Origin of the sequence: Streptococcus cristatus AS 1.3089 (assembly GCF_000385925.1) — a bacterium.
GTDB lineage: Bacteria > Bacillota > Bacilli > Lactobacillales > Streptococcaceae > Streptococcus > Streptococcus cristatus_B.
In genome coordinates this window covers 1,393,493-1,418,132 of the sequence record NC_021175.1, presented here as the reverse complement: position 1 = coordinate 1,418,132, position 24,640 = coordinate 1,393,493, and the positions used below count along the sequence as shown (strand labels likewise).

Here is a 24,640-nt window from a genome sequence, read left to right as displayed (position 1 = left end):
CTGGGCGACCGGTCTTTTTTAGCATTTAACTCTGTCAATTGATTTATGGTATAATGGGAGGGAACAGGTCTCAGGATGATTGAGAAAAGGAGAAGAAAATGAAGAAGCAAGAAATACGTAACTGGAGTAGGTGCAGGAGGAAACTGATACGATGAGGAAGATATTAAAAAATAAGCGTGCTTTTCAATTTGTGTTAGCTAGTCTAATTCTTATCCCTTTTATTATAGTAGGTACTGTTGGGTTCCAACAATTATTTAAAGAACCTGAAAAAGTCGAATATTCTATTGAAGAATACCATTCTGTAAAAGAAAACGTATATTTTTCGGGAATCAACGAAAATTCGTCTTATTAAACACCGATTCCAAAGCGAGACCTGGGGGTGGTGTCTATCTTTATACAACCGAGCGGAAAGTGATGACAAACAAAGGCGGAGTTGATTTAACCGATAGAAAAAACAGGCCCAAATCAGATTATTGGAAGATCCGTCTTTATGACTATAGAACAGAAGATTTAGCCGATAAAGAAGTGGATCTAAACAAAGTAGTCGAAGACTATGACGCCAGTTTTTTTCCGATTGCTTTCAGAATCTTCACCTATCGTAATAATCCTAAAAGCACCATCAATATAGAAGTCAAAGATAATCAAGGTGATATGAAAACCTTTGTTTTAAACATTGATAGTGGAAAAGTAGAAGGAGAGTATCAAGAGCGTTCAGATATCTATGAAGCGGGTCCTTACTTTTATTATACGACACTGGATCAGTATGCAAAAGATAAGGGGTACTTAGTGGATCACCTCATCAGTATTTATAGTGATTTTAAAGCAGAAGGAAAAGTTATTGATACTAACATCAATCTCTTTGAGGAATATCCTGAAATTGAGAAAAAAATAACTGAAGAAGGTTGGATTCTTAATCCTCAAGAAGAATACGTGACCCCAGAGGAATGGTTTGACAAAGTTTTGTACTGGATGGCTCCTAAGGGAGAAGAGAAACTGACGATTTATGGTATAGATACTAAGGGTCAGGTTTCTGATACCCCACTCACAACCTATGCAGAATATCAAGCCTGGGTTCAAAAACAACGATCAGAATGGAATAAAATTGAAACGAATTATTCCTACCATAATTAAAAGTAGACAGGCGCGAGCCCATCAAACGCCGTGAGCAAAACTGCGACATGACAAGGCAGATGAAGAACTTTAATACAAGATGAAAGGCCGGGCGACCGGTCTTTTTAGTTTTATATTAGTGATTTTCATCTACAGTAGCTGTCTTAAATTGTTTATTTTCAAATTTACTAAACAGAAAAGTTCTGACCACTTTGCCACTTGTCAAGTCTGGCTTTTTCGAGTATGATAAAGACAGTTAAAATTTTGAAATTTGGCTTTCAGAGAAAGGATTTTTTATGACAGAAAAATTGCTAGCTTATAAACGCATGCCAGTGTGGACAGCTGAGACCATGCCCGAATTGGTCAAGAACAAGCACAATACCAAAGAGGGAACTTGGGGCAAAATCACTGTTCTCAAGGGACGCCTTAAGTTTATCGAGATGTCAGAGGAAGGTGAGGAGCTAGCTGAGCACATCTTTGAAGCTGGTCAGGACAATCCTTTTGCCCAGCCCCAAGCTTGGCATCGGGTTGAAGCCTTGACAGATGATTTGGAGTGGTATTTGGAATTTTACTGTCGGCCTGAGGATTATTTCCCCAAGAAATATGGTAGCAATCCAGTGCACTCAGAGGTTTTGGAAGCCATGCAGACGGTCCGACCAGGACGGGCCTTAGATCTCGGCTGTGGTCAAGGCCGCAATGCTCTCTTTCTAGCTAAGCAGGGCTTTGAAGTAACGGCCGTAGATCAGAATGAGCTAGCCTTGGAGATCCTACGTAGCATTGTCGAGCAGGAAGATTTGGATCTGCCAGTGGGGACCTACGATATCAACTCAGCTAGTCTGACTCAGACTTATGATTTGATCGTTTCCACCGTTGTTCTGATGTTCTTGCAGGCGGAGCGGATTCCAGATATTATCCGAAATATGCAAGAACATACAGCGCTTGGTGGCTACAATCTCATCGTCTGTGCTATGGATACAGAAGACTTCCCATGCTCTGTGCCTTTTCCTTTTACTTTTAAGGAAGGCGAGCTGGCTGAGTATTATAAAGACTGGGAGCTGGTCAAGTACAATGAAAATCCTGGCCACCTCCATCGCCGTGATGAAAACGGCAATCGAATTCAGCTGCGCTTTGCGACTATGCTGGCTAAAAAAGTGAGATAAATTTTTTGAAGCTCAAGTCGGCTCTGCCAAAATCTCTAGTGAATTGCTTATAAATATTTTATAGCAGGATGTTTTCTAATAAGATAAAAATAATAGCCTTTCTTCTAAATATGATGGGGCTATTTTTTGTTTATCTGCTCTGATTCGAGAAAAAAGTAGAGGAAATATAGATTAGATAAAAAATATACACAATTTTGTGTAAACGCTTGCAAAAAGATTAGAAAGAGAGTATACTAAAGTAGGAATGTTAAGGTATTACGGTTTATGTTGTTTAGACTGGGAGTTGATTCCAGCCCCGCAGATAGTCAAAAGGAGATAGACTATGAAGAAAATACTGCTCAGACTAATGTTCCTTGCAATGTTAGTTGTTCTATTGCCTGTTCATGTGGCACAAGCGTGTTCTGCTTTTATTGTCGGTAAAGACTTGACAGCAGATGGCTCTACTCTATTCGGTCGGACAGAGGACTATCCATATGCACCTGACGGTGGTCGGCACAACAAAAACTATGTGGTTGTACCAGCTAAGACCTATAAAGAAGGTGATAAACTCGAAGACGAGTCAAATGGCTTTAGTTACCCACATTTGGCTAGTGAAATGAAATACACAGCCGTTTATGACTCTGATCGTGGCAATGGTAGCAACGGAGACTTTGCTGCGCACGGTTTCAATGAAGCTGGCGTTTCCATGACAGCGACCGTTTCTGCAACTCCAAATGACAAAGTCTTGAAGCAAGACCCACTTGTAGAAGATGGTTTAGCAGAAGCAGCTATGGTTGACTTGGCTTTGCCTCGTTCTAAAACAGCTCGTGAAGTCATTGAAAATGTTGCTAAAGTTATAGAAGAAAAAGGTTCTGCAGAAGGAAATATCATCGTTACTGCTGATAAAAACGAACTTTGGTACATGGAAATCCTGTCTGGTCACCAATACGTAGCTATCAAGTTCCCAACTAATAAGTATGCTGTCTTTGCAAATACTTACTATCTTGGTCACGTTGACTTGAACGATAAGGAAAATGTCATTGCTTCTAAAGATGTGGAAGAAGTAGCTAAAAAAGCAGACAACTATAAGACCGACAAAGATGGCAACTTTATGATTGCTAAATCTTACGGACCTGATGAATACATGGAACGTAACCGTTCACGGACCTATGCAGGTATCAAGTGGATGGATCCGCAAGCAAAAGTAAATTATGATGATGAAGCTTTTGATCTCTTGCGCGAACCAACTGATCCAAATAAGAAATACACGGTTCATGATGTAATTGCTGAGCAACGGGATCGTTTTGAAACTTTGCCACAATATAAAGCAGATGACTTAGTTGAAGTCGGTAAGAAGATCGATGGCAATGTCTACAAATATGCGCTAGGTAACGAAAACGTAATCGACGCCCACGTTTATCAAATCAAACCAAACCTACCAAATGCCTTTGGCGGTGTTATGTGGCTGGGTCTGGCACAAAGTCGCAACACACCATATGTACCATTCTATGGTAATGTAGAAGATACTTACGAAGCTTTCAAGAACCGTTCTACTAAATATGACGGAAAATCTTGGTATTGGACTGTTTGGCATATTGACCAAATGGTTATGAAATATCCAGAAATCTTTGGTAACAGCATCCAAGAAAAATGGAAAGAAAAAGAAGCTGAATGGGATAAAGAACAGACCGAACGTGATGCCAAATATGCAAACTACACAGATGAACAAGCCAAAGCAGCTGGACCAGAAGTGACGAAGGAAGCCTTGGAACGCTCAGAAAAAATCTTTAAGGAAATCAAAGCAGTCGAAGCAGAGATGGAAGAAAAGATTAAGAAGGAAAAAGGTAAAGATGCAGATCTTGTCTATACAGGCTATAACAAAGCGAACCTCCTAGCTGAAGCAGAAAAAGGAAAATCAGCGGATAAAGCTAGCGATACGAAGAAAGATAGCTCAAATCAAACTACTTGGATTGTCATCGGCGTATTGGTTGTGCTAGTTGCTGGATTCTTCGGATACAAACAATTTAATAAAAAGAAGGAGGAAGAATAAATTTTGAAAGAAAAGCTAGAAGTTTGAGACTTCTGGCTTTTTTCCTCTCTTGGATAATAAACCTATATCCTAAAATACTTAGTAAGGAGATGAGGATAGAAGATTAGAATTGTCAAAAAACTAGGCTCCATCTTGCTTTTAGCGGTAAATTGCTATAAAATAGATAAGGTTAAACATCAATACTTTTATATTGCAAATAGGAGAAAAGATGACAAAAAAATTAAAACGTCCAGAGGTGCTGTCACCAGCTGGTACGTTAGAAAAGTTAAAAGTAGCTGTTCGCTATGGAGCAGATGCTGTTTTTATTGGTGGTCAAGCCTACGGTTTGCGTAGTCGTGCGGGGAACTTCACTTTTGAGCAAATGGAAGAAGGTGTCCAATTTGCGGCTGAGCATGGTGCCAAGGTCTATGTAGCGGCCAATATGGTCATGCACGAAGGAAATGAAGCTGGAGCTGGAGAATGGTTCCGCCGTTTGAGAGACATTGGAATCGCGGCTGTCATTGTTTCTGATCCAGCCTTGATTGCTATTGCAGCATCAGAAGCACCTGGCCTGGAGATCCACTTGTCAACGCAAGCCAGTGCCACCAACTATGAGACGCTTGAGTTTTGGAAAAATCTTGGTTTGACCCGGGTCGTTTTGGCGCGTGAGGTTTCTATGGCCGAGCTAGCTGAGATTCGCAAGCGTACCGATGTTGAAATTGAAGCTTTCGTTCACGGGGCCATGTGTATTTCTTACTCTGGCCGTTGTACCCTTTCCAATCACATGAGTATGCGTGACGCCAACCGTGGTGGATGCTCGCAATCTTGTCGCTGGAAATATGATTTGTACGACATGCCTTTCGGTCAAGAACGCAAGAGTTTGAAGGGGGAAATTCCAGAAGAATTTTCTATGTCAGCTGTTGATATGTCCATGATTGACCACATTCCTGATATGATTGAAAATGGTGTCGATAGTTTGAAAATCGAAGGTCGGATGAAGTCTATTCACTACGTTTCAACGGTAACTAACTGCTACAAAGCAGCCGTGGACGCCTATTTGGAAAGCCCAGAAAAGTTTGAAGCTATTAAGCAAGATCTAGTAGATGAAATGTGGAAAGTAGCCCAACGTGAGCTGGCAACTGGTTTTTACTATCATACACCAACTGAGAATGAGCAGCTTTTCGGAGCCCGCCGTAAGATTCCAGAATATAAGTTTGTAGCTGAAGTGGTTGCTTATGATGAGGCGACGCAAACTGCGACCATTCGCCAGCGGAATGTTATCCATGAAGGCGATCAGGTAGAATTCTACGGACCTGGTTTCCGCCATTTTGAAACCTATATTACTGACCTCCATGATAATCAGGGCAATAAGATTGACCGCGCGCCGAATCCAATGGAATTGCTGACGATTACCGTTCCACAGCCAGTCCAACCTGGTGATATGGTCCGTGCTCGCAAGGAGGGTTTAATCAATTTGTATAAAGAAGATGGCACTAGTGTGACTGTTCGCGCTTAATTCGAAGCGAAGTCAGGAGGAATTTGCTAGTTAAGCAAGAGTTGCTTGCGTTGATGCGAATTGATAGCAGAACTAGTTATCCTATAAATACTGCCATTGACTTTCAAAGATAAAAAACTCTTCAAATCGCTTTTGATTTGAAGAGTTATTTTTTGGATTTGCGACTTTCGAGCCGAATATCTTTTTTTTGAGCTTCACGGATGTTATTGGGGACCAGACTGATGCGCTGGATATCAGGCACACGGATGATGGTCGTCATGCTTTTTTTGAAATTCTTGACAATTAACTGCTGGCGGTCACGGTCATATTTGACAATATCGCCAGTAAAATTCTTATCCAGAAAAATAACATGGACACCAGAATTTTTCCGCAGAGCCAAGTCAATGGTCTGCAGGATGTGACTGTTGTCGCCCTCTTCCTTATCTGTCTTTTTGTAGTTGATAAACTCATTAGTCTTTTGTAAAATCATTTCGAGATATTTTTTCATAGCTAAAATCTCCATAACTTGTTACAATATATTATATAATAAAATAATTAAAAAAGTAAAATCTTTTACGAATAATGAGATAGAAAGTAGAAAAGAGGTAAAGTATGGCAGAATTTAAATTTGAAATCGAGGAAAAATTGCTCGTTTTATCGGAAAATGAAAAAGGCTGGACCAAAGAACTCAACCGCGTAAGTTTTAACGGTGCGCCAGCCAAGTACGATATCCGAACTTGGAGTCCTGACCACAGCAAGATGGGCAAGGGAATTACCCTTTCTAATGAAGAATTTCAAGTTCTTTTGGATGCATTTAAAAATGGATAGACGCAAAGTCTATCCGTTTTTATTGTCTGAAAAATAGGGATGAAAAGCCAGACTCCTAAACATTGGAATGCTGATGAGAGTGATTGCGACAATTTTTAAAAGATCGGGAAGAATGAAAGGTGTGACTCCAACAGCAATGGCCTTAGAAAATCCCATGTTAGCCAGAAAATGAAGTCCGATTACGCCACCGACGAAGACCAGTGCATCTCCGAGCAGGTTAGCCAAAAAGATCGTGTAAAACTTGCTATCTTTGCTTGTCAAACTGGAAGTGACCAGTGCAAAGAGCAGATAAGCCCAAAGATAACCTGCACTTGGTCCTAAGAGGGCTTGAAAACCACCGCTTCCTCCGGCAAAAACTGGCAGGCCAATAGCACCCAGCAGCAGATAGAGCAGAACAGATAATACCGCTTCACGAGGCTTAAAAATAGTCGCAATCAAACCTACAGCAAAGGTCTGTAAAGTAATGGGGATCGGTCCAATGGAGAAACTAAGCTGGGAGAGTACAGCTAGGAAGGCAGCGCCAATAGCTGGAAGGGCAAGAAGAAATGCTTTGTTCTTGTTCATAATAGTAAACCTCTTTTTAAATTACGGTAACTATTTTAAATCAAAATAAAAAAAAGTCAAGTCTTTTTACATCAGACTAGACAGTTGTTTGTTATTTCCGCTTTTTGCGGCTCCGAATGAGGAGTAAGATAAAGGCGATTAAACCAAAAATATTAAAGAAAATAATTCCCAGAGCTGCTAGTAATTTTTTCGTTTTGCTCATTTCCAATCCCCTTTCTCTTAGTATTTCCTACTATCATATCAAAAATACTGTTTCTTGAATAGCAGAAAGGGTAAAAGATGGCTGGGGAGTCATGAATATTTTAATAAAATAGGATTATCTAGACAAGTTACAGTTTATAAGCTTGTCTAGAAGAAGTGAACCAACTAAATAAAAAAGAGGAAGATTCTGAACTGCACCCCAAAAGTTAGACAGAAAAAAATCTAACTTTTGGGGTGTTTTTATTATGAAATTAACTTATAAAGATAAAGTTCAGATCTATGAACTTAGAAAACAAGGGCGAAGCTTCAAAGAGCTCTCAAATATATTTGGGATAAAAATTTCCAATCTTCAGTACATGATTAAATTGATTGATCGTTATGGAATAGAAATCGTCAAAAAAGGAAAGAATTGCTACTATTCACCTGAACTAAAACAAGAGATCATTGATAAAGTTCTACTTGAAGGTCGTTCACAAATAAGGGTGTCTCTAGATTATGCTCTTCCAAGTGTTGGAATGTTGCCTAATTGGATAGCACAATATAAGAAAAACGGGTATACTATTGTTGAGAAAACAAGAGGGAGACCGCCTAAAATGGGACGTAAACCAAAAAAGAAGCCCGAAGAGATGACAGAGCTAGAGCGACTTCAGGAAGAATTAGAATATTTGAGAGCGGAGAATGCCATTCTAAAAAAGTTGAGAGAACTCCGATTGAGGGACGAAAAGGATCAAGAAGAAAAGCAGAAATTGTTCAAGGATTAGTAACAGAGTTTGCCTTAGAGATTCTTCTTAAAGATTATTAAGCTAGCTCGTTCAACCTATTATTACCAGCTAAAGCAATTAGATAAAAGCGATAAAAATCATGATATTAAGGCTGAAATTCAAGCTATTTTTACTGAGCATAAAGGAAATTATGGTTATCGCCGAATAACACTCGAATTAAGGAATCGTGGTTTTGTAGTGAACCATAAAAAGGTCCAACGTCTAATGAAGGTCCTTGGTCTAACAGCTCGGATTCGTCGTAAACGCAAGTATTCTTCATACCAAGGAGAAGTTGGCAAGAAAGCAGATAACCTTATTCAACGCCAATTTGAAGCATCCAAACCAATGGAAAAGTGCTATACAGATGTGACAGAGTTTGCCATTCCGATAAGCAGTCAAAAGCTCTATTTATCACCAGTTTTAGATGGCTTTAATAGCGAAATTATCGCCTATAATCTTTCTACGTCACCGAATTTGATACAAGTGAAAGATATGCTGGAGCAGGCATTTACAGAGGAACATTACACAAATACCATCCTCCATAGTGATCAAGGATGGCAGTATCAACATCAGTATTATCATCGTTTTTTAGAGGATAAAGGAATCCAACCGTCCATGTCACGTAAAGGAAACAGTCCAGATAACGGTATGATGGAGTCCTTCTTTGGTATTCTTAAGTCTGAGATGTTTTATGGTTATGAGAAGTCGTTTAAATCACTTGAGCAATTGGAACAAGCTATTGTAGACTATATTGATTACTACAACAACAAACGGATTAAGGTAAAACTAAAAGGACTTAGCCCTGTGCAATACAGAACTAAATCCTTTGGATAAATTAATTGTCTAACTTTTTGGGGTCAGTACATTCTTTACATAAATCTTCCTCAATTTTAGAAATAATTTAGAATTTCTTGAATGATAATTGAACCTTATACTTTAAAATAAAGTAAGAAGTCAAAGAACAAAGCCAGATAGCGTGACTGCTCTATCCAAATGACATAAGACTTCTTTCTTACAAAAATGTAAGATATAAATCAAAAATGAAAGGATAAGTTATGGTTGCCTTCTCTTCTTTATTTTATGATAATAATGAGCTTTAGAAAGGCCAAAGGAGAAACTTTTAGCGCATGGTGACAAATTCTTCGGAGCCAGTTGGGTGGATGGCAACGGTGGCGTCGAAATCAGCTTTGGTAGCTCCCATCTTAATAGCAACGGCGAAGCCTTGAATCATTTCATCTACGCCATAGCCAATGCCATGGAGGCCGACAACTTTTTCATCGTGACCAGCAGTGATAAGCTTAAACTTGGCCTGTTGGCGGTGCTGGGTGACAGCTGAGTACATAGAGGTAAAGCTAGAGGTGTAGATATGAATTTGCTCAACACCATAATCTCGAATAGCTTCTTCCTCCGTCAGACCCACTGTTCCAATAGCGGGATGGGAGAAGACGACAGTTGGAATAGTTGAGTAATCCATCTTAGCATCTGTCTTGCCGTTAAAGAGGCGCTCAGACAGGGTGCGTCCAGCCTTGATTGCTACTGGCGTCAGCTCTTTTTCGCCCGTCACATCGCCTAAGGCATAGATGCCAGGTACGACAGTATTTTGGTATTCATCCACAGCGATGAAGCCTCGGTCATTTAGGGTAACCCCTGCAGCATCAAGATTGAGGCCTTGGACATTTGGCTTACGGCCAATAGCCCAAATAATCCGCTCAGCAATATGGCTACTACCGTCTTGGAAGTAGAGTTGTAGCTGACCATCAGGAAGTTTATCCACTCGTTCGGGTATCTTGTGAGCATGAAGACTAGGACCAGATTTTTCCATCTCTGCCACCAATCCGTCAATCAGATAGCTATCGAAATTACGGAGAGGACGGTCGCGGCGGACAAAGAGATCCGTCTTGACCCCTAGAGTATGGAGGACACCAGCAAGTTCCACTGCGATATAACCTGCTCCTACAACGGCAACAGACTTGGGAAGTTCTTCCCAAGCAAAAACATCATCAGAAGTCTCGCCGTATTCGGCACCGGGAATCTGAGGAATGGCTGCATGAGCACCTGTTGCAATGACGATGTGTTTGGCGCGAATCAGCTCTCCATTGACTTCCACTGTATGCTTGTCAACGAAATGAGCGCGACCTTCAATCAGTTCAACGCCGTTGCGTTTGAAGCTTCCATCATAGGATGAGCGAGCGCGGTCAATGTAGGCTTCCCGATTCTTTCGTAAGGTAGCAAAGTCAAAGTGATGATTTTCTGAAGTAAAGCCATAATCTGGTCCGTAGTGGTGGATAGCCTCGGCAATCTGAGCACCGTACCACATGATTTTTTTAGGGACACAACCGACATTGACACAGGTTCCCCCTAATTTCTTTTCTTCAATGACAGCAGCCTTGGCGCCATGCTCACCAGCACGATTCATGGTAGCAATGCCCCCACTGCCACCGCCAATTGCAATAATATCGAATTCTTTCATAGTTAGATATATGCTCCTTTAATCAGTATGAGGTAATTGTACCTTTTTTAGAAAATGAATGCAAAAATCTGCTATGTTTTAGAGATTGCTTCATCGTTTATGAAGGAAATCCGATCGTTCAGGAATTTCACTTCTTTTCCTATCACAATATGATAGGTTATGATATAATGTAGTATAAAAGAAAAATGGTTTTCATCAAGAGGAGGAAAAAAGATGAAAAAGCTGAAAAAATGGCAGCTATTTAGTATTATCGGAGTTGCTGTTGTAGTTGTAGTAGGAGCAATTTCTGCAATGGTCCTGAGCAATATGAATTCTACAACAGAACCTACTGAAGTTGCACCAATTGTGCAACAAGCAAAAGAAGGCAGCATAGCCTCATCTGTCCTGTTGACGGGAACCGTAACTGCTAACTCAGAGCAGTATGTTTATTATGATGCTACCAAGGGAGACTTGGAATCTGTCCTAGTAAATGTTGGTGACCAAGTAACGGTAGGCCAAGCGCTTGTTCAATATAAGAGCGCAGAAGCACAAGCCAATTATGATGCAGCAGTTCGCGCTGTTAATAAGGCTGACCGTCAGATTTATGACTTACAGACCAATGGAGCGACAGTAGAAAAAACTGGCGATGAAGAAACGGATAATAAGTCCCTTGCCTCTGCTCAACGGACCGTTGATTCTCAACTTGCTGATTTGCGCGATGCACGTTCAGACGCTGTGGACAATATGAACAAGGCTCAAGCTCTGTTAAATGCAGCGACTGTTACGAGCACTGTTGAGGGGACAGTAGTGGAAGTAAACCGCGATGTATCCAAATCAACAACAGGAACCAACCAAACCTTGGTCCACATTGTCAGCAACGGCAGCCTTCAAATCAAGGGAGAACTCTCTGAATACAATCTGGCTAATTTGTCAGTTGGCCAAGAAGTAAGCATTACTTCAAAAGTATATCCTGACAAAAAATGGACAGGTAAAATTAGTTATATTTCCAACTATCCTAAGGACGGACAGCAAGCTTCATCAACTAATACAGGTGGTGCAGCTTCCTCTGCAAAATATCCATTTACAGTCGATATTACAAGTGAAATTGGTGATTTGAAGCAAGGTTTCTCTGTCAGCGTTGAAGTAAAAAACAATACAAAAGGGATTCTTGTACCAGCAAGCAGTATCATTTCAGACGGAGAAAAGAACTACGTTTGGACTGTCGAAAAAGGTAAAGCTAAGAAAGTGGAAGTAACTTTAGGGAATGCTGATGCTGAAAATCAAGAAATCTCATCTGGTTTGACAAAAGACAGTAAAGTTATCACCAATCCAACAGATAGCTTGAAAGATGGTCAAGAGGTGAAAGCGGATGAAAAAACTCATTGATCTACGGAATATTAATAAAACCTATCGGAATGGTGATCAAGAACTGAAAGTTTTAAAAAATATCAATTTGACAGTTGAAGAGGGCGAGTTTGTGGCCATCATGGGGCCGTCTGGTTCCGGAAAGTCAACTCTGATGAATATTATCGGGATGTTGGATCGTCCTACTACTGGTGAGTATTTTTTAGGAAATGAAGATGTTGCAAACTTGGGTGATAAAAAATTAGCCAAGGTTCGAAATAGTCAAATCGGCTTCGTTTTTCAGCAATTTTTCCTCTTATCTAAATTAAATGCCCTTCAAAATGTAGAACTCCCGCTGATTTATGCAGGGGCGTCACAAGGAAGTCGCAGAAATCTAGCTAAGCAGTATTTGGAAAAAGTAGATTTGGGTACTCGTATGACTCACTTGCCCTCAGAATTGTCTGGGGGGCAGAAGCAACGTGTTGCTATCGCGCGTGCCTTGGTAAATAATCCTTCGATTATTCTTGCCGACGAGCCGACAGGAGCCCTCGATACCAAAACTGGAGAGCAAATCATGGAACTCTTGACCGAGTTGAATGCTGAGGGAAAAACGATTATCATGGTTACTCACGAACCTGAGATTGCTGCTTATGCTAAGCGTCAAATTGTCATTCGTGATGGAGTCATCTCTTCAGATAGCGCTGAGAAGGAGGAACGTGATTAATGCAAAATTTCAAATTTGCCATTAGTTCCATTCTTGGACATAAGATGCGGGCTTTTCTGACCATGATCGGGATTATCATCGGAGTTGCTTCTGTTGTCGTTATCTTAGCACTGGGAAATGGAATGCAACAGGGAGTCACCAAAAGCATCACCAAAGAACAACAGTATGTGAGCTTGCTTTATTCTCCTACTAAAAGTAATTATACGATGGGAGTCAACTTGTTGGAGACCGGTGGTGGTCCAGATGCAGATAGTGAGATACTAGAAGAGCCACCTGTTGTCCAAGAGTCTTGGGTCAAAGAACTACTGAAGATTGATGGAGTCAAGGGTTATTATGTGACCAATGGTTCGACAGCTGATTTTTCTTATCAAAACAAGAAGTCTGATAAGGTCAACATTACGGGTGTGAATGCTACTTTCTTCAAAATTAGAAAATATGAGATTTTAGCTGGACGGACTCTCCTGCCTAGTGACTATCAAAGTTTTTCTAATGTGATGATGATTGATGAAACAGTAGCGAACAGCCTGTTTGGAAGTAGTGCAGAAGCCCTGAATAAAGTAGTTTCAGTCGGTGACAGCAACTACCGAGTTGTTGGTATCTATAAGGATCCCAATGCTGGTCAGAGCAGGAGTATGAGCTCAGGTAGCGCCTTGATGGCTAATACACAGGTGGCTTCTGAATTTCAGACAGATGAAATTGCAACTGTCTATATCTATGTGCCAGAAGTGGATCGCATCAACGAAGTTGGTGTAGAAGCAGCCAAAGAATTGACGGCTCTTTCAGGAGCTCGTCAAGGAGAATATCAAATCCTAAATATGGATACCTTGCTGGAGCAGTACAATCAAATCACAGGGACTATGACCGGTGTTATCGGAGCTATTGCAGGGATTTCTCTCTTTGTTGGAGGTATCGGTGTGATGAATATCATGTTGGTATCTGTCACAGAACGGACTCGGGAAATTGGTTTACGCAAAGCCCTTGGAGCAACGCGTATAAATATCCTGACGCAGTTCTTGATTGAATCCATGGTATTGACCCTTATCGGTGGCCTGCTTGGTCTTAGCCTTGCCTATGGAATCAATGCTCTGCTAGCTGCAGTCGTTCCTGAAAACGTATTTGGAGGACCACCAGTTGTCTCTGTCACTGCAGCAGTTGGAAGCCTTGTCTTCTCAGCCATGGTTGGTATTGTCTTTGGTATCCTGCCAGCCAATAAAGCATCTAAATTAGATCCGATTGAAGCGCTGAGATATGAATAATATCATCAAGAGAGTAGGACNGAAATCGGTAATTCGTTAGAATTCGATTCGTTGTCCACCTCCGCACAGTTGAGTAGGGCTGTAAAAGCTGATGAAATCAGCCTAGTAGAGCCCACTCAACCACTGCGTCTTGCTCGACAATCCAAAAACAATTGAGAGGCTAGGACTTTTGTCCCAGCCTCTTTGTCATGTGAAAAATCCCGCTGGAATTCCAGCGGGATTTGCTTACTTAAAAATTCTATAAGATTTGGATTACTTCATAGTCGGGAAAAGCAATACATCGCGAATGGTAGTCACATCTGTCAGCAACATTACAAGCCGGTCGATACCGATACCGAGGCCTCCAGTTGGTGGCATACCGTATTCCAAGGCTTCAACATAGTCATAGTCAATACCAGTTGCTTCGTCATCGCCCAGTTCTTTAGCTTTTGCCTGTGCTTCAAAACGTGATAATTGATCGATTGGATCGTTCAGCTCAGTGAAGGCGTTGGCATATTCTTTGGTCATGATGAAAAGCTCAAAGCGGTCCGTGAAGCGTGGGTCTTCTGGGTTTTTCTTAGCCAGAGGTGATACAGCGACAGGATGACCGTAGACAAAGGTTGGCTGAATCAAGGTTTCTTCGACAAATTCTTCAAAGAAAGCATTGATGACATGTCCTACTTCGGTGAAGTGCTTTTCAAGCGGCACTTTCTTTTCTTTAGCCAAGGCAGAAGCTTCTTCAAAAGTCATATCTTGCCAGAAATCAACACCAGTAATTTCCTTGATGGCATCCACCATATGAACACGTTTAAATGGTTCATTGATTTTGATTTCAGTGCCTTGGTAGTTGACTGGACCATCCCCCTTAACTGCTTTAGCAGCGTGTTGGATAATGCCCTCTGTCAAGTCCATGATATCTTGGAAGTCCGCATAGGCTTGGTAAACCTCGATAGAAGTGAACTCAGGGTTATGAGTGGCGTCCATACCTTCGTTGCGGAAGATACGGCCAATTTCATAAACGCGTTCCATACCACCGACGATGAGGCGTTTCAAGTGAAGCTCAGTCGCAATCCGCAGTACCATATCAATGTTTTGAGCATTGTGGTGCGTAATGAATGGACGAGCAGCAGCGCCGCCTGCTTCGTTGTGGAGAACAGGAGTTTCAACTTCAAGGAATCCTTGTCCATCAAGATAGCGACGAATTTCTGAGATGATTTTTGAGCGAGTGACAAAGCGCTCAAAGCTCTCACGGTTGGAAATCAAGTCCAAATAACGTTTGCGGTAGATGGTTTCCACATCTGTCAAACCGTGAAATTTCTCTGGAAGGGGACGCAGAGCTTTTGAAAGGTGAGTAATATGCGTTGCTTTGATAGAGAGTTCTCCCATATCTGTGCGCATCACATCACCTTCAATTCCCAAGAAGTCACCCAAGTCAGCCTTTTTGAAAATCTCATAGTTTTCTTCACCGACCTCGTCCTTACGAACGTAAATCTGAATTTGGCCTTCACGGTCTTGGAGGTGGGCGAAGCCGACTTTCCCTTTTCCGCGTTTGGTCATGAGACGGCCAGCAATGATTGCTGTTTCGTTCAATTCATGTAATTCTTCTTTGGATTTGTCGCTGTATTTTTCTTTGAGTTGAGCAGAATTCGCAGTGCGCTCAAAACGTTTTCCGAAAGGATCAATTCCTTGCTCAGCCAGCGCAGCCATTTTTTCACGGCGAATAATCTGCTGGTCATTTAATTCTTCAATATGTTCAGTAGTCATTTTCTTCCTCCTAAGGCTTTCCCTTCTATTCTATCACAAAATAAAAGGAAATTCAGCAATAATTATTGATAAAAATAGAAAAACTGCGATGTTTAAAGATTCGCAGTTTCATCTGTTCGCATGTAATCTAGGTTGTTCCAAGCAAGTAACTTGAAAGAGTCAAAATTGTCTGTTTCCAAAATGGTGAGGCTAGCATTGGCTAAGCCTCCGTCCTTACGGAGCAAAGATGTTTCGTAACCGAGCAGGCGACGAATGCTAGCGGTTAGGTTGGCACCATGCCCGACAATCAAGATATTTTGAAAATCTTTCCCTTTGAGAGACTTGACGAAGGAAATTGTCCGCTGGGTAGTTTGCTCGACGGATTCTGCTCCAAATAGTTGGTGGTCAAACTGGGATAGATCGTGGCGGAAGGCCCACATCTGCTGAGGATACGCAGCTTTAGCCTTAGCAATTTCCCTACCTTCTAGATGGCCAAGAGACCACTCTCTTAGTTCAGGAGTCGAAACAATGTCGGTTTGATGCTGGTTTTCACTTTGGATAATCTCTGCAGAATGGCAAGCGCGCGGCAAATCGCTAGAGTAGATTTTATCGAATTTAACGTTTGACAAATGTTTACCCAAGCGCTTGAGCTCGTCAATAGAGGTTTCAAGTAGTGGAGAATCTCCGCTTGCTCCTTGGAAACGCATTTCGAGATTCCATTCGGTTTTTCCATGTCGGATAAAATACAATTTCATATCAAGCTCCTTTTTCCTTTTTGAAGCTAAGAACTTAGTCTTCTTTTAAGTCTGCGAACTGCGCTTGGACAAAGTCAGCCAAGTCCTGAGCCTTGATCTGGATACTACGGCCGACCTCACCAGCAGAAACAATGATGCTTTCGCGACTTAGAGCCGTTTGGTCAATGAAAATTGGGAAGGAGTGCTTTTGGCGAATCCCGACAGGATTATTGGCGCCGTGGATGTAACCAGTCGTTTTTTCTAAATCTTTTTGCGGAATCATACTGACTTTTTTATTTCCTGAAATTTTTGCTAATTTCTTTTCCGACAGATGTTCGGTGATGGGGAGAATGCCAATGACTGTTCCTGTTTTATCCCCGTTTAAAGCCAGTGTTTTATAAATGAGTGAGCGGTCAAATTCTTCAGTTAGGTTATCATCCAAAGCATTAATTTGCAAGCCTTGGTGCTCAATTTTTGCCTTGTTCAAAATTTGCTCGACCAGTGTTTTTTTGAGTTTTGTCTTTTTTGCCATTATTTATATTTCTCTTCTAATTGGGACATCCAAATTCCTAGCCAAATGCCTAGTCCAAAGAAAAAGGCAGCAAGAACGAGTGTGAAAATGGATACTCCTGCATAACTAATGCTTTCACTGTTGCCACTTTGAGGGAGAACAATGAGCAAGGTGCTAGACAATACAATACCAATGATAAAATGGTAAACGCGGGAATGATAATGTTTCAAAATGTGATCCATAGCTTTTGAAAAGAGAATCAGAGCCAGAGCGCCACCGATGCCGATTGGCAGGAAAGTGCCAAATAAGTCCAGGCGTTTAAATCCTGTCAGCATGGGAGTATAGAGCCCTAAAATCAATAGAAGATTTGAAGGGCTGAGTCCCGGAATCAAGATTCCTAAAGCGATAAGAGCACCCGCTAAAACAAAGGACAGGAAATTAGCTGGCAGTGTTCCTACCATTCCATTCAGCGAGTAAAGAAAGATCCCTGACAAGATGAAACTAAGCCAGAAGGTAACAGTGTCGGCTCGATCTCTGTCGGATTCCTTGACGGATTCTTTAATCAAGCTGGGAATGGTACCGATGATAGCTCCGGCAAAGCCCCAGAGAACGATAACCTTGTAATTATCCAGCAAGAGATTGACTGGATAGGAGAAGGCCGCAATCCCTAAAACCATCCCAATAGCTACAGGAGTGAAGTAGAGAACATTCTCAACAAAATTTTCTTTGATATGGGCTAAAAAGCGAATCATTCGCTCATAAATCCCCAAAATCGCGGCCAATACACCGCCAGACACACCAGGTAGGATGAAGCCAAGTGCGATAATCATTCCTTTTAACATCCTAGCAATCCATGAAATCATAATATTATAATATCTCCCTACAAGTCTTTTTCATTAAACTATTGTACCATAAAGCGACATACTTTTCTGAAAAAAGCAAGAAAAATATCTTGGATAGAGAAAAAAGAAGCAAGATTTCCTAACAGTCATCTTGCTTCTACTTTAGTTTGGTGTTGAAAATAATTTTTTATAGGTCTCTTTTTTATCTTGTACAGGAGAGAGCTGATTGAGGTCTAGGTTATGTGGGAAACCTTCCAATTTACCTTCTGAGGTATATTGATGTAGGTCATAGGGCTGTTCAGTATTTGGAGCAGCGTTATAGTAGCCGTCATTATAACCATAAGTTGGAATCCAAACGGCAGTAAATTTCTCAGTCGAGATACTATGCTCTTCCATGAAGTAGGTACCAATGTAGATACCAATATTCTGAGCTCCAAGACTTTCAAGTTTGGCACGAAAGGCCTCAACTCCTGCGTTCATGTCGTTCATGGTCTTTTCTTCGACATCAAGCCAGTAGAAGGTAGGCTTATATTTCGAAGATGCCTTGTAGAAGCTCTCAGCCTCTTTTTCCATTTCTTTGATGCTGCCGGCGGCTATATAAGCATAGACAGCTACAGGAATTCCCCGTTTTTGGAACTCTTGGATATGGGTAGCAAATGATTTGTCAAGTCCGTTTAGATGGGTAGCAACATTTTCTTTTTTTGCTTGTGCGCCACTATGTACGCGAATGATGGCACCAGAAATGTTTTCTGATAAGGTATCGTAGTCTATTTCGCTGGGCAATTGCCAACCAGAAAGGTCAACAATGGGTTTAGCAAGCAATTCTTCCTCAGGTTCGACAGTAGGAACCGTCTCCTTTTTTTTCTTAGTTGTCACCTGACTGACTTGGGCCTTTTTTGTCTGGGCTTGTCGATTTTGCAGATCAAGCTGGTGTTTGCTTATGACAATATATAGAATAAAGCAAGCAAAAAACAGCAAGAGTGCAAGCGGTTTAATCCTTTTTCTCATACTGTTTCATTGTAACTTAAAATAAATAGAAAAGCAAAGCATTTAGCCATAATTCCATCTAAATATGAAAATGTAATCTGATTGCAATACAAGACAAATCATTTTGAAATAATAGAATTTTTGAGGCGATAAATGAGCAAAAATCTTTTGAAGCTATCCTAATGCTTTTTTTTCGAGTCAAAAGGTGATATAATGAAGGATGAATTTTTAGAAATTAAATGGTGAAATATGAAAATTGACAAAAAGCATTTATTGAATTATTCAATACTGATTCCGTACATGCTATTATCTGGCATTGGCTTGATTGTCGTTTATTCTACGACGAGTCCTATCCTCATCTCAAATGGGCTCAATAGTTTTCAAATGGTTGTCACTCAAGCGGCTTTTTGGCTCTTCAGTTTGGTGATGATTTGGATTATTTACCGCATGAAGCTGGATTTTTTGAAGAGGCCAGGAGTGATTACTTCTGTTATCGTAGTTGAAACGATTCTGCTTCTGCTCTCGCGCTTTATCACGGGAACCATCAACGGAGCACACGGCTGGCTCAAAATCGGTCCAGTCAGTGCCCAGCCAGCAGAGTACCTGAAGATTATTTTGGTCTGGTATTTGGCTCTGCAGTTTTCTAAAAAACAAGAGCAAATTGAAATATATGATTATCAGGCAATCACCTTCAACCAGTTTATTCCGCGTGCTTTTACTGACTGGCGGGTTATTGTTGCTTTCTTGATAGGCCTGGTGGTTATCATGCCTGATTTGGGAAATGCGACTATCTTGCTCTTGACAGTTTTGATTGTAATTTCTACCAGCGGAATTGCTTACAGATGGTTCTCGACCATGCTTGGACTTGTTGTAGGAGGGTCGGCCGCAGTTTTAGCAAGTATTTGGCTGATAGGTGTCAAGCGTGTTGAGCAAATTCCTATTTTTGGATATGTCGCAAAGCGTTTTAGTGCCTTTTTCAATCCTTTTGATGATTTGTCTGGCTCAGGTCACCAGTTGGCCAACTCCTACTATGCCATGAGCAATGGCGGTTGGTTTGGTTTAGGTTTGGGAAATTCCATCGAAAAACGTGGCTATCTACCGGAAGCCCATACTGACTTTGTTTTCTCAATTGTCATTGAAGAAGTCGGATTTTTTGGAGCTACTTTGATTTTAGCTCTCTTGTTTTTCTTGATTTTACGGATTATTCTCGTGGGTACAAGGGCTAAGGATCCATTCAACTCAATGATGGCCTTGGGACTTGGTGGCATGATCTTGATGCAAACCTTTGTCAATATCGGTGGTATTTCAGGTTTGATTCCTTCAACAGGTGTAACCTTCCCATTCTTGTCCCAAGGAGGAAACAGCTTATTGGTCCTATCCGTTGCCATTGCCTTTATTTTAAACATTGATGCTAATGAGCGGCGCAATGCGATGTATCAGGAATTAGAAGTGGAACAGTCTTAAAAACTCTTTTGATGTGTTGGCTCTTGAACAATAGAAAGGTGTAACTAATGTCATTTACAAAATTAGAAAATTATAGCAATAAAGAAGTGATTCGGGAAGAGGTTGGCATTTTAACAGACTTGCTGATAGATATTACCCAAAATATTCTCAGCCCTGACACCTTTGCTAAAATCTCCACGATTGAAGAACTGGCAGTTCATGCTAAATACCAAGAGCTAAAAGCGGTGGTAGAAGAACTGTCTACGGATGATATGGTTTATATTTCACGCTACTTCTCTATTTTACCCCTGCTCATCAATATCTCAGAAGATGTTGACTTGGCTTATGAGATTAACCACCAAAACAATATCAATCAAGACTATCTTGGTAAGCTTTCAACGACTATTGATTTACTTTCGACACGAGAAAATGCGCAAGAAATCTTGGAAAATCTGAATGTTGTCCCCGTTTTGACCGCCCATCCGACTCAGGTGCAGCGCAAGACCATGCTGGATTTGACAAATCACATTCACACGCTTTTGCGTCAGCATCGCGATGTTAAAGCTGGTCTGGTGAATGAAAAGAAATGGTTAGCCAATCTCCGTCGCTATATTGAGCTGATGATGCAGACCGATATGATTCGGGAAAAGAAACTAAAGGTGACCAATGAAATCACCAATGTCATGGAATATTATAACAGTTCTTTTCTGCAGGCCATCACAAATCTTATGCTGGAGTATAAGCGCTTGGCGGAAGAGAAGGGACTGCACTTGGAAAATCCTAAGCCCATCACCATGGGAATGTGGATTGGTGGCGACCGCGATGGAAATCCATTTGTAACTGCTGAGACCTTAAAATTGTCTGCGACGGTGCAGAGCGAAGTTATTCTGAATCATTACATTGACAAAGTTTATACACTTTACCGTAATTTCTCTCTGTCTACCAAGCTTTCAAAAACGAGCGAAGCTGTAGCGAAGATGGCAGCCTTGTCAAACGACAAGTCTGTGTATAGAGAAAATGAACCTTATCGCCGCGCCTTTCATTATATTCAGTCCAAATTGATTCAGACTTTACTTTATCTGAAAGAAGGCAATTTCTCTAGTGAAGGACATCGTTTGGCTGACAAAGCGGAAGCAGTCCTGTATGCAAATGTCGCTACTTCAGTCAGCCATAATGGTAGGGAAATCATTCCAAACTATATCCAGTCTAGACTCAGTGATAGCTTAGATGAGTTACGCAAAGAAGAGCTCCCATCTTATAAAAATGCGCAAGAGTTTAAGGATGATCTACTTGTCATCCGCGATTCATTGCTGGAGCATAATGGACAAGCTCTGGTGACTGGAGAACTCACTGAATTGCTACAAGCAGTTGACATTTTTGGTTTCTTCTTGGCTAGTATTGATATGCGTCAGGATTCCAGTGTTCATGAGGCTTGTGTGGCGGAGCTCTTGGCTTCTGCTAATATCGTAAAAGATTACAGCAGCCTGCCAGAGGAAGAAAAGTGCCAAGTTCTCCTGAAGCAGCTTTTGGAGGATCCACGAATCCTGTCAGCAACTCATGCACCTAAGTCTGAACTTCTACAAAAAGAATTGGAGATTTTCAAGACGGCTCGTCAGCTCAAGGATGCGATTGGCGAAGATGTTATCAAGCAAAGTATTATTTCCCATTCGACTAGCGTATCAGATTTGCTAGAGTTGGCGATTATGCTCAAGGAAGTCGGCTTGATCGATGAAGAAGGTGCGCGTGTGCAGATTGTCCCTCTATTTGAAACGATTGAGGACTTGGATAACTCCTGCGATACTATTGAGAAATATCTATCTCTGCCAATTGCTCAAAAATGGATTGCTTCTAAAAACAACTACCAAGAAATCATGCTGGGCTACTCAGACAGTAACAAGGACGGTGGCTACTTATCATCTTGCTGGACTCTCTACAAGGCTCAGCAACAGCTGACAGCCATTGGCGACAAGTTTGGCGTCAAGATTACTTTCTTCCATGGTCGTGGAGGAACTGTCGGTCGTGGCGGTGGTCCAACCTATGAAGCAATCACTTCACAACCATTGCGGAGTATCAATGATCGTATCCGCCTGACAGAGCAGGGAGAGGTCATTGGCAATAAATACGGCAACAAGGATGCTGCTTACTATAATCTGGAAATGCTCGTATCTGCTGCTATTAACCGCATGATAAGCTCTAAGAAGAGTGACAGTGATACAACTAACGAGTACGAGAGAGTCATGGATCGAGTAGTGAATCGAAGCTACCAAATCTATCGCGATTTAGTCTTTGGTGACGAACGTTTCTACGACTATTTCTTTGAGTCTAGTCCTATTAAGGCGATTTCTAGCTTTAATATCGGATCTCGTCCAGCCGCCCGTAAAACCATCACTGAAATCGGTGGCCTAAGAGCCATTCCTTGGGTCTTCTCTTGGTCTCAAAGTCGGGTTATGTTCCCTGGTTGGTATGGTGTCGGCTCCAGCTTCAAGGAATTTATTGATGAAGATCCTGAAAAGAATCTAGCCTTCCTACAGTTTATGTACAAGAGATGGCCATTCTTCCAGTCCCTTTTGTCAAATGTTGATATGGTCCTGTCCAAGTCCAATATGAATATCGCCTTTGAGTATGCGCAACTTTGTGAAGATCAAGATGTGCGGGATATTTTCAATATCATCCTAGATGAATGGCAGCTGACCAAGGATGTTATCTTGGCGATTGAAGGCCATGATGAGCTCTTGGCAGAAAATGCCTATCTCAAGGATAGTTTGGACTATCGGATGCCTTACTTTAATGTGTTAAATTATATTCAGCTGGAGTTGATCAAGCGTCAGCGCCGTGGAGAACTTTCACCAGAGCAAGAACGCTTGATTCACATTACCATCAACGGAATTGCAACAGGTCTCCGAAATTCTGGCTGATCCATAAGAAGTTTCAAACAACATAAATCAAGAAATCGGCTTTTGAGCCGATTTTTTGTTGAGTAAGCCTCGTTTTGGAATAAAGAGCCTCATTTTCTGTGATTTATGTAAAGAAAAGATAAAAAAGTTTCCTGTCAGGAAAGTTTTCATATCTGCGCGCTAAAATACTTGAAAGTGTTTACAATTAGTGATACAATGATAAGTGTAGAAAAATGAAAACGATATTTTCAATAAAAGAAAGGAAACCATATGAACACAGACGACACAGTAACCATTTATGATGTCGCCCGTGAAGCGGGAGTTTCAATGGCGACGGTCAGCCGGGTCGTAAATGGAAACAAAAATGTAAAAGAAAATACACGTAAAAAAGTATTGGAAGTGATTGAACGCCTTGACTATCGTCCTAATGCTGTTGCCCGCGGTTTGGCCAGTAAAAAGACGACCACTGTCGGTGTTGTAATCCCAAATATTACCAATAGTTACTTCTCTACTCTAGCCAAAGGGATTGATGATATTGCCGAGATGTATAAGTACAATATCGTCCTAGCAAATAGTGATGAAGATGACGACAAGGAAGTTTCGGTTGTCAATACGCTTTTCTCTAAGCAAGTGGACGGTATTATTTTTATGGGCTATCATCTGACAGAAAAGATTCGCTCAGAATTTTCACGTTCACGGACACCAGTAGTTCTAGCGGGTACGGTGGATGTAGAGCATCAGTTGCCAAGTGTTAATATTGACTACAAACAAGCAACGATTGATGCTGTGGAACTATTGGCTAAGCGCAATAAGAAAATTGCTTTTGTCAGCGGGCCTTTGGTGGATGATATCAATGGTAAAATCCGCTTGTCTGGCTACAAAGAAGCTCTGAAAGGCCAGAAAATTTCTTACAGCGAAGGCCTGGTATTCGAGTCTAAATATAGCTATGATGACGGCTACTATCTAGCTGAACGCTTGATTGCTTCAAAAGCCACAGCAGCCTTTGTGACTGGAGATGAGTTGGCAGCAGGTTTGCTCAATGGCTTGGCTGATCGAGGTGTTCATATTCCTGAAGACTTCGAAATCATTACCAGCGATGATTCGCAAATTGCTCGCTTTACTCGCCCTAATCTGTCTACTATTGGGCAACCTTTGTATGACATTGGTGCAATCAGTATGCGGATGCTGACGAAAATTATGCATAAAGAAGAGTTGGAAGAGCGTGAAGTTCTCCTAGCCCATAGTATCAGTGAGCGTAAATCAACTCGTAAATAAGATAATGGATAAGGAATGAGAGTGGGACAGAAATCGGTAATTCGTTAGAATTCGATTTCGTCGTCCCACCTCCGCACAGTTGAGTAGGGCTGTAAAAGCTGATGAAATCAGCCTAGTAGAGCCCACTCAACCACTGCGTCTTGCTCGACAATCCAAAGACAATTGAGAGGCTAGGACTTTTGTCCCAGCCTCACTTTTTTATTTTAGCTAACTGCAGTCATCGAACACAAGAGATTATGAGTTTCTTCTTTGCAGAAATTTAGGTATAATAGAAGTAGGAATATTGAAAATCATTGCTTGTCCAATCTGCTTAACTGATAGGAATTAAGAGG

The 24,640-nt window shown here is 41.3% G+C and carries 20 protein-coding genes and 2 pseudogenes; 14 read left to right on the top strand and 8 right to left on the bottom strand.

Going from position 1 to position 24,640, the window contains the following annotated elements; translation table 11 throughout:
• Window positions 1-151 precede the first annotated feature (151 nt).
• From I872_RS07000 to I872_RS06980, 6 genes and pseudogenes are all read left to right on the top strand, one after another.
• The gene (locus I872_RS07000) at window positions 152-352 is read left to right on the top strand and encodes a hypothetical protein (RefSeq protein ID WP_015605439.1); all 201 of its coding nucleotides are present in this window, start codon (window positions 152-154) and stop codon (window positions 350-352) included.
• A gap of 62 nt (window positions 353-414) precedes the next feature.
• On the top strand, window positions 415-1,131 hold the full coding sequence (locus I872_RS06995; protein ID WP_015605438.1) for a hypothetical protein: 717 nt from the start codon (window positions 415-417) through the stop codon (window positions 1,129-1,131).
• A 5-nt stretch (window positions 1,132-1,136) separates the two neighbouring features.
• Window positions 1,137-1,214 (top strand): annotated as a pseudogene (locus tag I872_RS11770) (SsrA-binding protein); the annotation flags it as partial.
• Between the two features lie 192 nt (window positions 1,215-1,406).
• Window positions 1,407-2,270: an SAM-dependent methyltransferase TehB gene (tehB, locus tag I872_RS06990; RefSeq protein ID WP_015605437.1), complete on the top strand. Its 864-nt coding sequence runs from the start codon at window positions 1,407-1,409 to the stop codon at window positions 2,268-2,270.
• 322 nt (window positions 2,271-2,592) lie between these two features.
• A complete protein-coding gene (locus I872_RS06985; RefSeq protein ID WP_015605436.1) occupies window positions 2,593-4,299 on the top strand; it encodes a C69 family dipeptidase in 1,707 nt (568 codons plus the stop codon).
• A gap of 208 nt (window positions 4,300-4,507) precedes the next feature.
• Window positions 4,508-5,794 (top strand): peptidase U32 family protein, encoded by a 1,287-nt coding sequence (locus I872_RS06980; RefSeq protein ID WP_015605435.1) that lies wholly within the window; start codon window positions 4,508-4,510, stop codon window positions 5,792-5,794.
• A 145-nt stretch (window positions 5,795-5,939) separates the two neighbouring features.
• On the opposite strand, the gene I872_RS06975 is transcribed toward I872_RS06980, so the two are convergent.
• Window positions 5,940-6,296 (bottom strand): hypothetical protein, encoded by a 357-nt coding sequence (locus I872_RS06975; protein WP_041826819.1) that lies wholly within the window; start codon window positions 6,294-6,296, stop codon window positions 5,940-5,942.
• Between the two features lie 89 nt (window positions 6,297-6,385).
• Here I872_RS06975 and I872_RS06970 point away from each other — a divergent pair, with 89 nt between their 5' ends.
• Window positions 6,386-6,601, top strand: coding sequence for a YdbC family protein (locus I872_RS06970; protein WP_015605433.1), 216 nt, complete (start codon window positions 6,386-6,388; stop codon window positions 6,599-6,601).
• Window positions 6,602-6,610: 9 nt separating this feature from the next.
• On the opposite strand, the gene I872_RS06965 is transcribed toward I872_RS06970, so the two are convergent.
• Window positions 6,611-7,165 carry a biotin transporter BioY gene (locus I872_RS06965; protein WP_015605432.1) on the bottom strand — a complete coding sequence of 185 codons (555 nt, stop codon included), beginning with the start codon at window positions 7,163-7,165 and terminating at the stop codon, window positions 6,611-6,613.
• A 446-nt stretch (window positions 7,166-7,611) separates the two neighbouring features.
• Between I872_RS06965 and I872_RS11000 the strand changes: the two are divergent.
• A pseudogene (locus tag I872_RS11000) lies at window positions 7,612-8,961 on the top strand (IS3 family transposase).
• Window positions 8,962-9,247: 286 nt separating this feature from the next.
• Here I872_RS11000 and gorA read toward each other — a convergent pair.
• Window positions 9,248-10,597: a glutathione-disulfide reductase gene (gorA, locus tag I872_RS06950; protein WP_015605431.1), complete on the bottom strand. Its 1,350-nt coding sequence runs from the start codon at window positions 10,595-10,597 to the stop codon at window positions 9,248-9,250.
• 213 nt (window positions 10,598-10,810) lie between these two features.
• Here gorA and I872_RS06945 point away from each other — a divergent pair, with 213 nt between their 5' ends.
• From I872_RS06945 to I872_RS06935, 3 genes are read left to right on the top strand one after another with little or no spacing between them, the layout of a single operon-like run.
• Window positions 10,811-11,962 carry an efflux RND transporter periplasmic adaptor subunit gene (locus tag I872_RS06945; protein WP_015605430.1) on the top strand — a complete coding sequence of 384 codons (1,152 nt, stop codon included), beginning with the start codon at window positions 10,811-10,813 and terminating at the stop codon, window positions 11,960-11,962.
• Window positions 11,946-12,644, top strand: a complete 699-nt coding sequence (locus tag I872_RS06940; RefSeq protein WP_015605429.1) for an ABC transporter ATP-binding protein — start codon at window positions 11,946-11,948, stop codon at window positions 12,642-12,644. The genes I872_RS06945 and I872_RS06940 overlap by 17 nt, the downstream gene beginning before the upstream one ends.
• Entirely contained in the window at window positions 12,644-13,900 is a 1,257-nt protein-coding gene (locus tag I872_RS06935) for an ABC transporter permease (RefSeq protein WP_015605428.1), read from the top strand. The genes I872_RS06940 and I872_RS06935 overlap by 1 nt, the downstream gene beginning before the upstream one ends.
• A 252-nt stretch (window positions 13,901-14,152) precedes the next feature.
• On the opposite strand, the gene lysS is transcribed toward I872_RS06935, so the two are convergent.
• The 5 genes from lysS to I872_RS06910 form a co-directional block, all read right to left on the bottom strand.
• On the bottom strand, window positions 14,153-15,643 hold the full coding sequence (lysS, locus tag I872_RS06930; RefSeq protein ID WP_015605427.1) for a lysine--tRNA ligase: 1,491 nt from the start codon (window positions 15,641-15,643) through the stop codon (window positions 14,153-14,155).
• 92 nt (window positions 15,644-15,735) lie between these two features.
• Window positions 15,736-16,377, bottom strand: coding sequence for a histidine phosphatase family protein (locus tag I872_RS06925; RefSeq protein ID WP_015605426.1), 642 nt, complete (start codon window positions 16,375-16,377; stop codon window positions 15,736-15,738).
• Between the two features lie 34 nt (window positions 16,378-16,411).
• On the bottom strand, window positions 16,412-16,888 hold the full coding sequence (locus I872_RS06920; protein WP_015605425.1) for an aminoacyl-tRNA deacylase: 477 nt from the start codon (window positions 16,886-16,888) through the stop codon (window positions 16,412-16,414).
• Window positions 16,888-17,730, bottom strand: coding sequence for a DUF368 domain-containing protein (locus tag I872_RS06915; protein WP_015605424.1), 843 nt, complete (start codon window positions 17,728-17,730; stop codon window positions 16,888-16,890). The genes I872_RS06920 and I872_RS06915 overlap by 1 nt, the downstream gene beginning before the upstream one ends.
• 141 nt (window positions 17,731-17,871) lie before the next feature.
• Window positions 17,872-18,717: a glycoside hydrolase family 25 protein gene (locus I872_RS06910; RefSeq protein ID WP_015605423.1), complete on the bottom strand. Its 846-nt coding sequence runs from the start codon at window positions 18,715-18,717 to the stop codon at window positions 17,872-17,874.
• A gap of 228 nt (window positions 18,718-18,945) precedes the next feature.
• Between I872_RS06910 and ftsW the strand changes: the two genes are divergently transcribed.
• The 3 genes from ftsW (at window position 18,946) to ccpA (ending at window position 24,308) form a co-directional block, all read left to right on the top strand.
• Entirely contained in the window at window positions 18,946-20,160 is a 1,215-nt protein-coding gene (gene ftsW, locus I872_RS06905) for a cell division peptidoglycan polymerase FtsW (RefSeq protein WP_015605422.1), read from the top strand.
• Between the two features lie 47 nt (window positions 20,161-20,207).
• A complete protein-coding gene (ppc, locus tag I872_RS06900; RefSeq protein WP_015605421.1) occupies window positions 20,208-23,054 on the top strand; it encodes a phosphoenolpyruvate carboxylase in 2,847 nt (948 codons plus the stop codon).
• 249 nt (window positions 23,055-23,303) lie between these two features.
• Window positions 23,304-24,308, top strand: a complete 1,005-nt coding sequence (gene ccpA / locus I872_RS06895) for a catabolite control protein A (RefSeq protein ID WP_015605420.1) — start codon at window positions 23,304-23,306, stop codon at window positions 24,306-24,308.
• The last annotated feature ends 332 nt before the right edge of the window (window positions 24,309-24,640 follow it).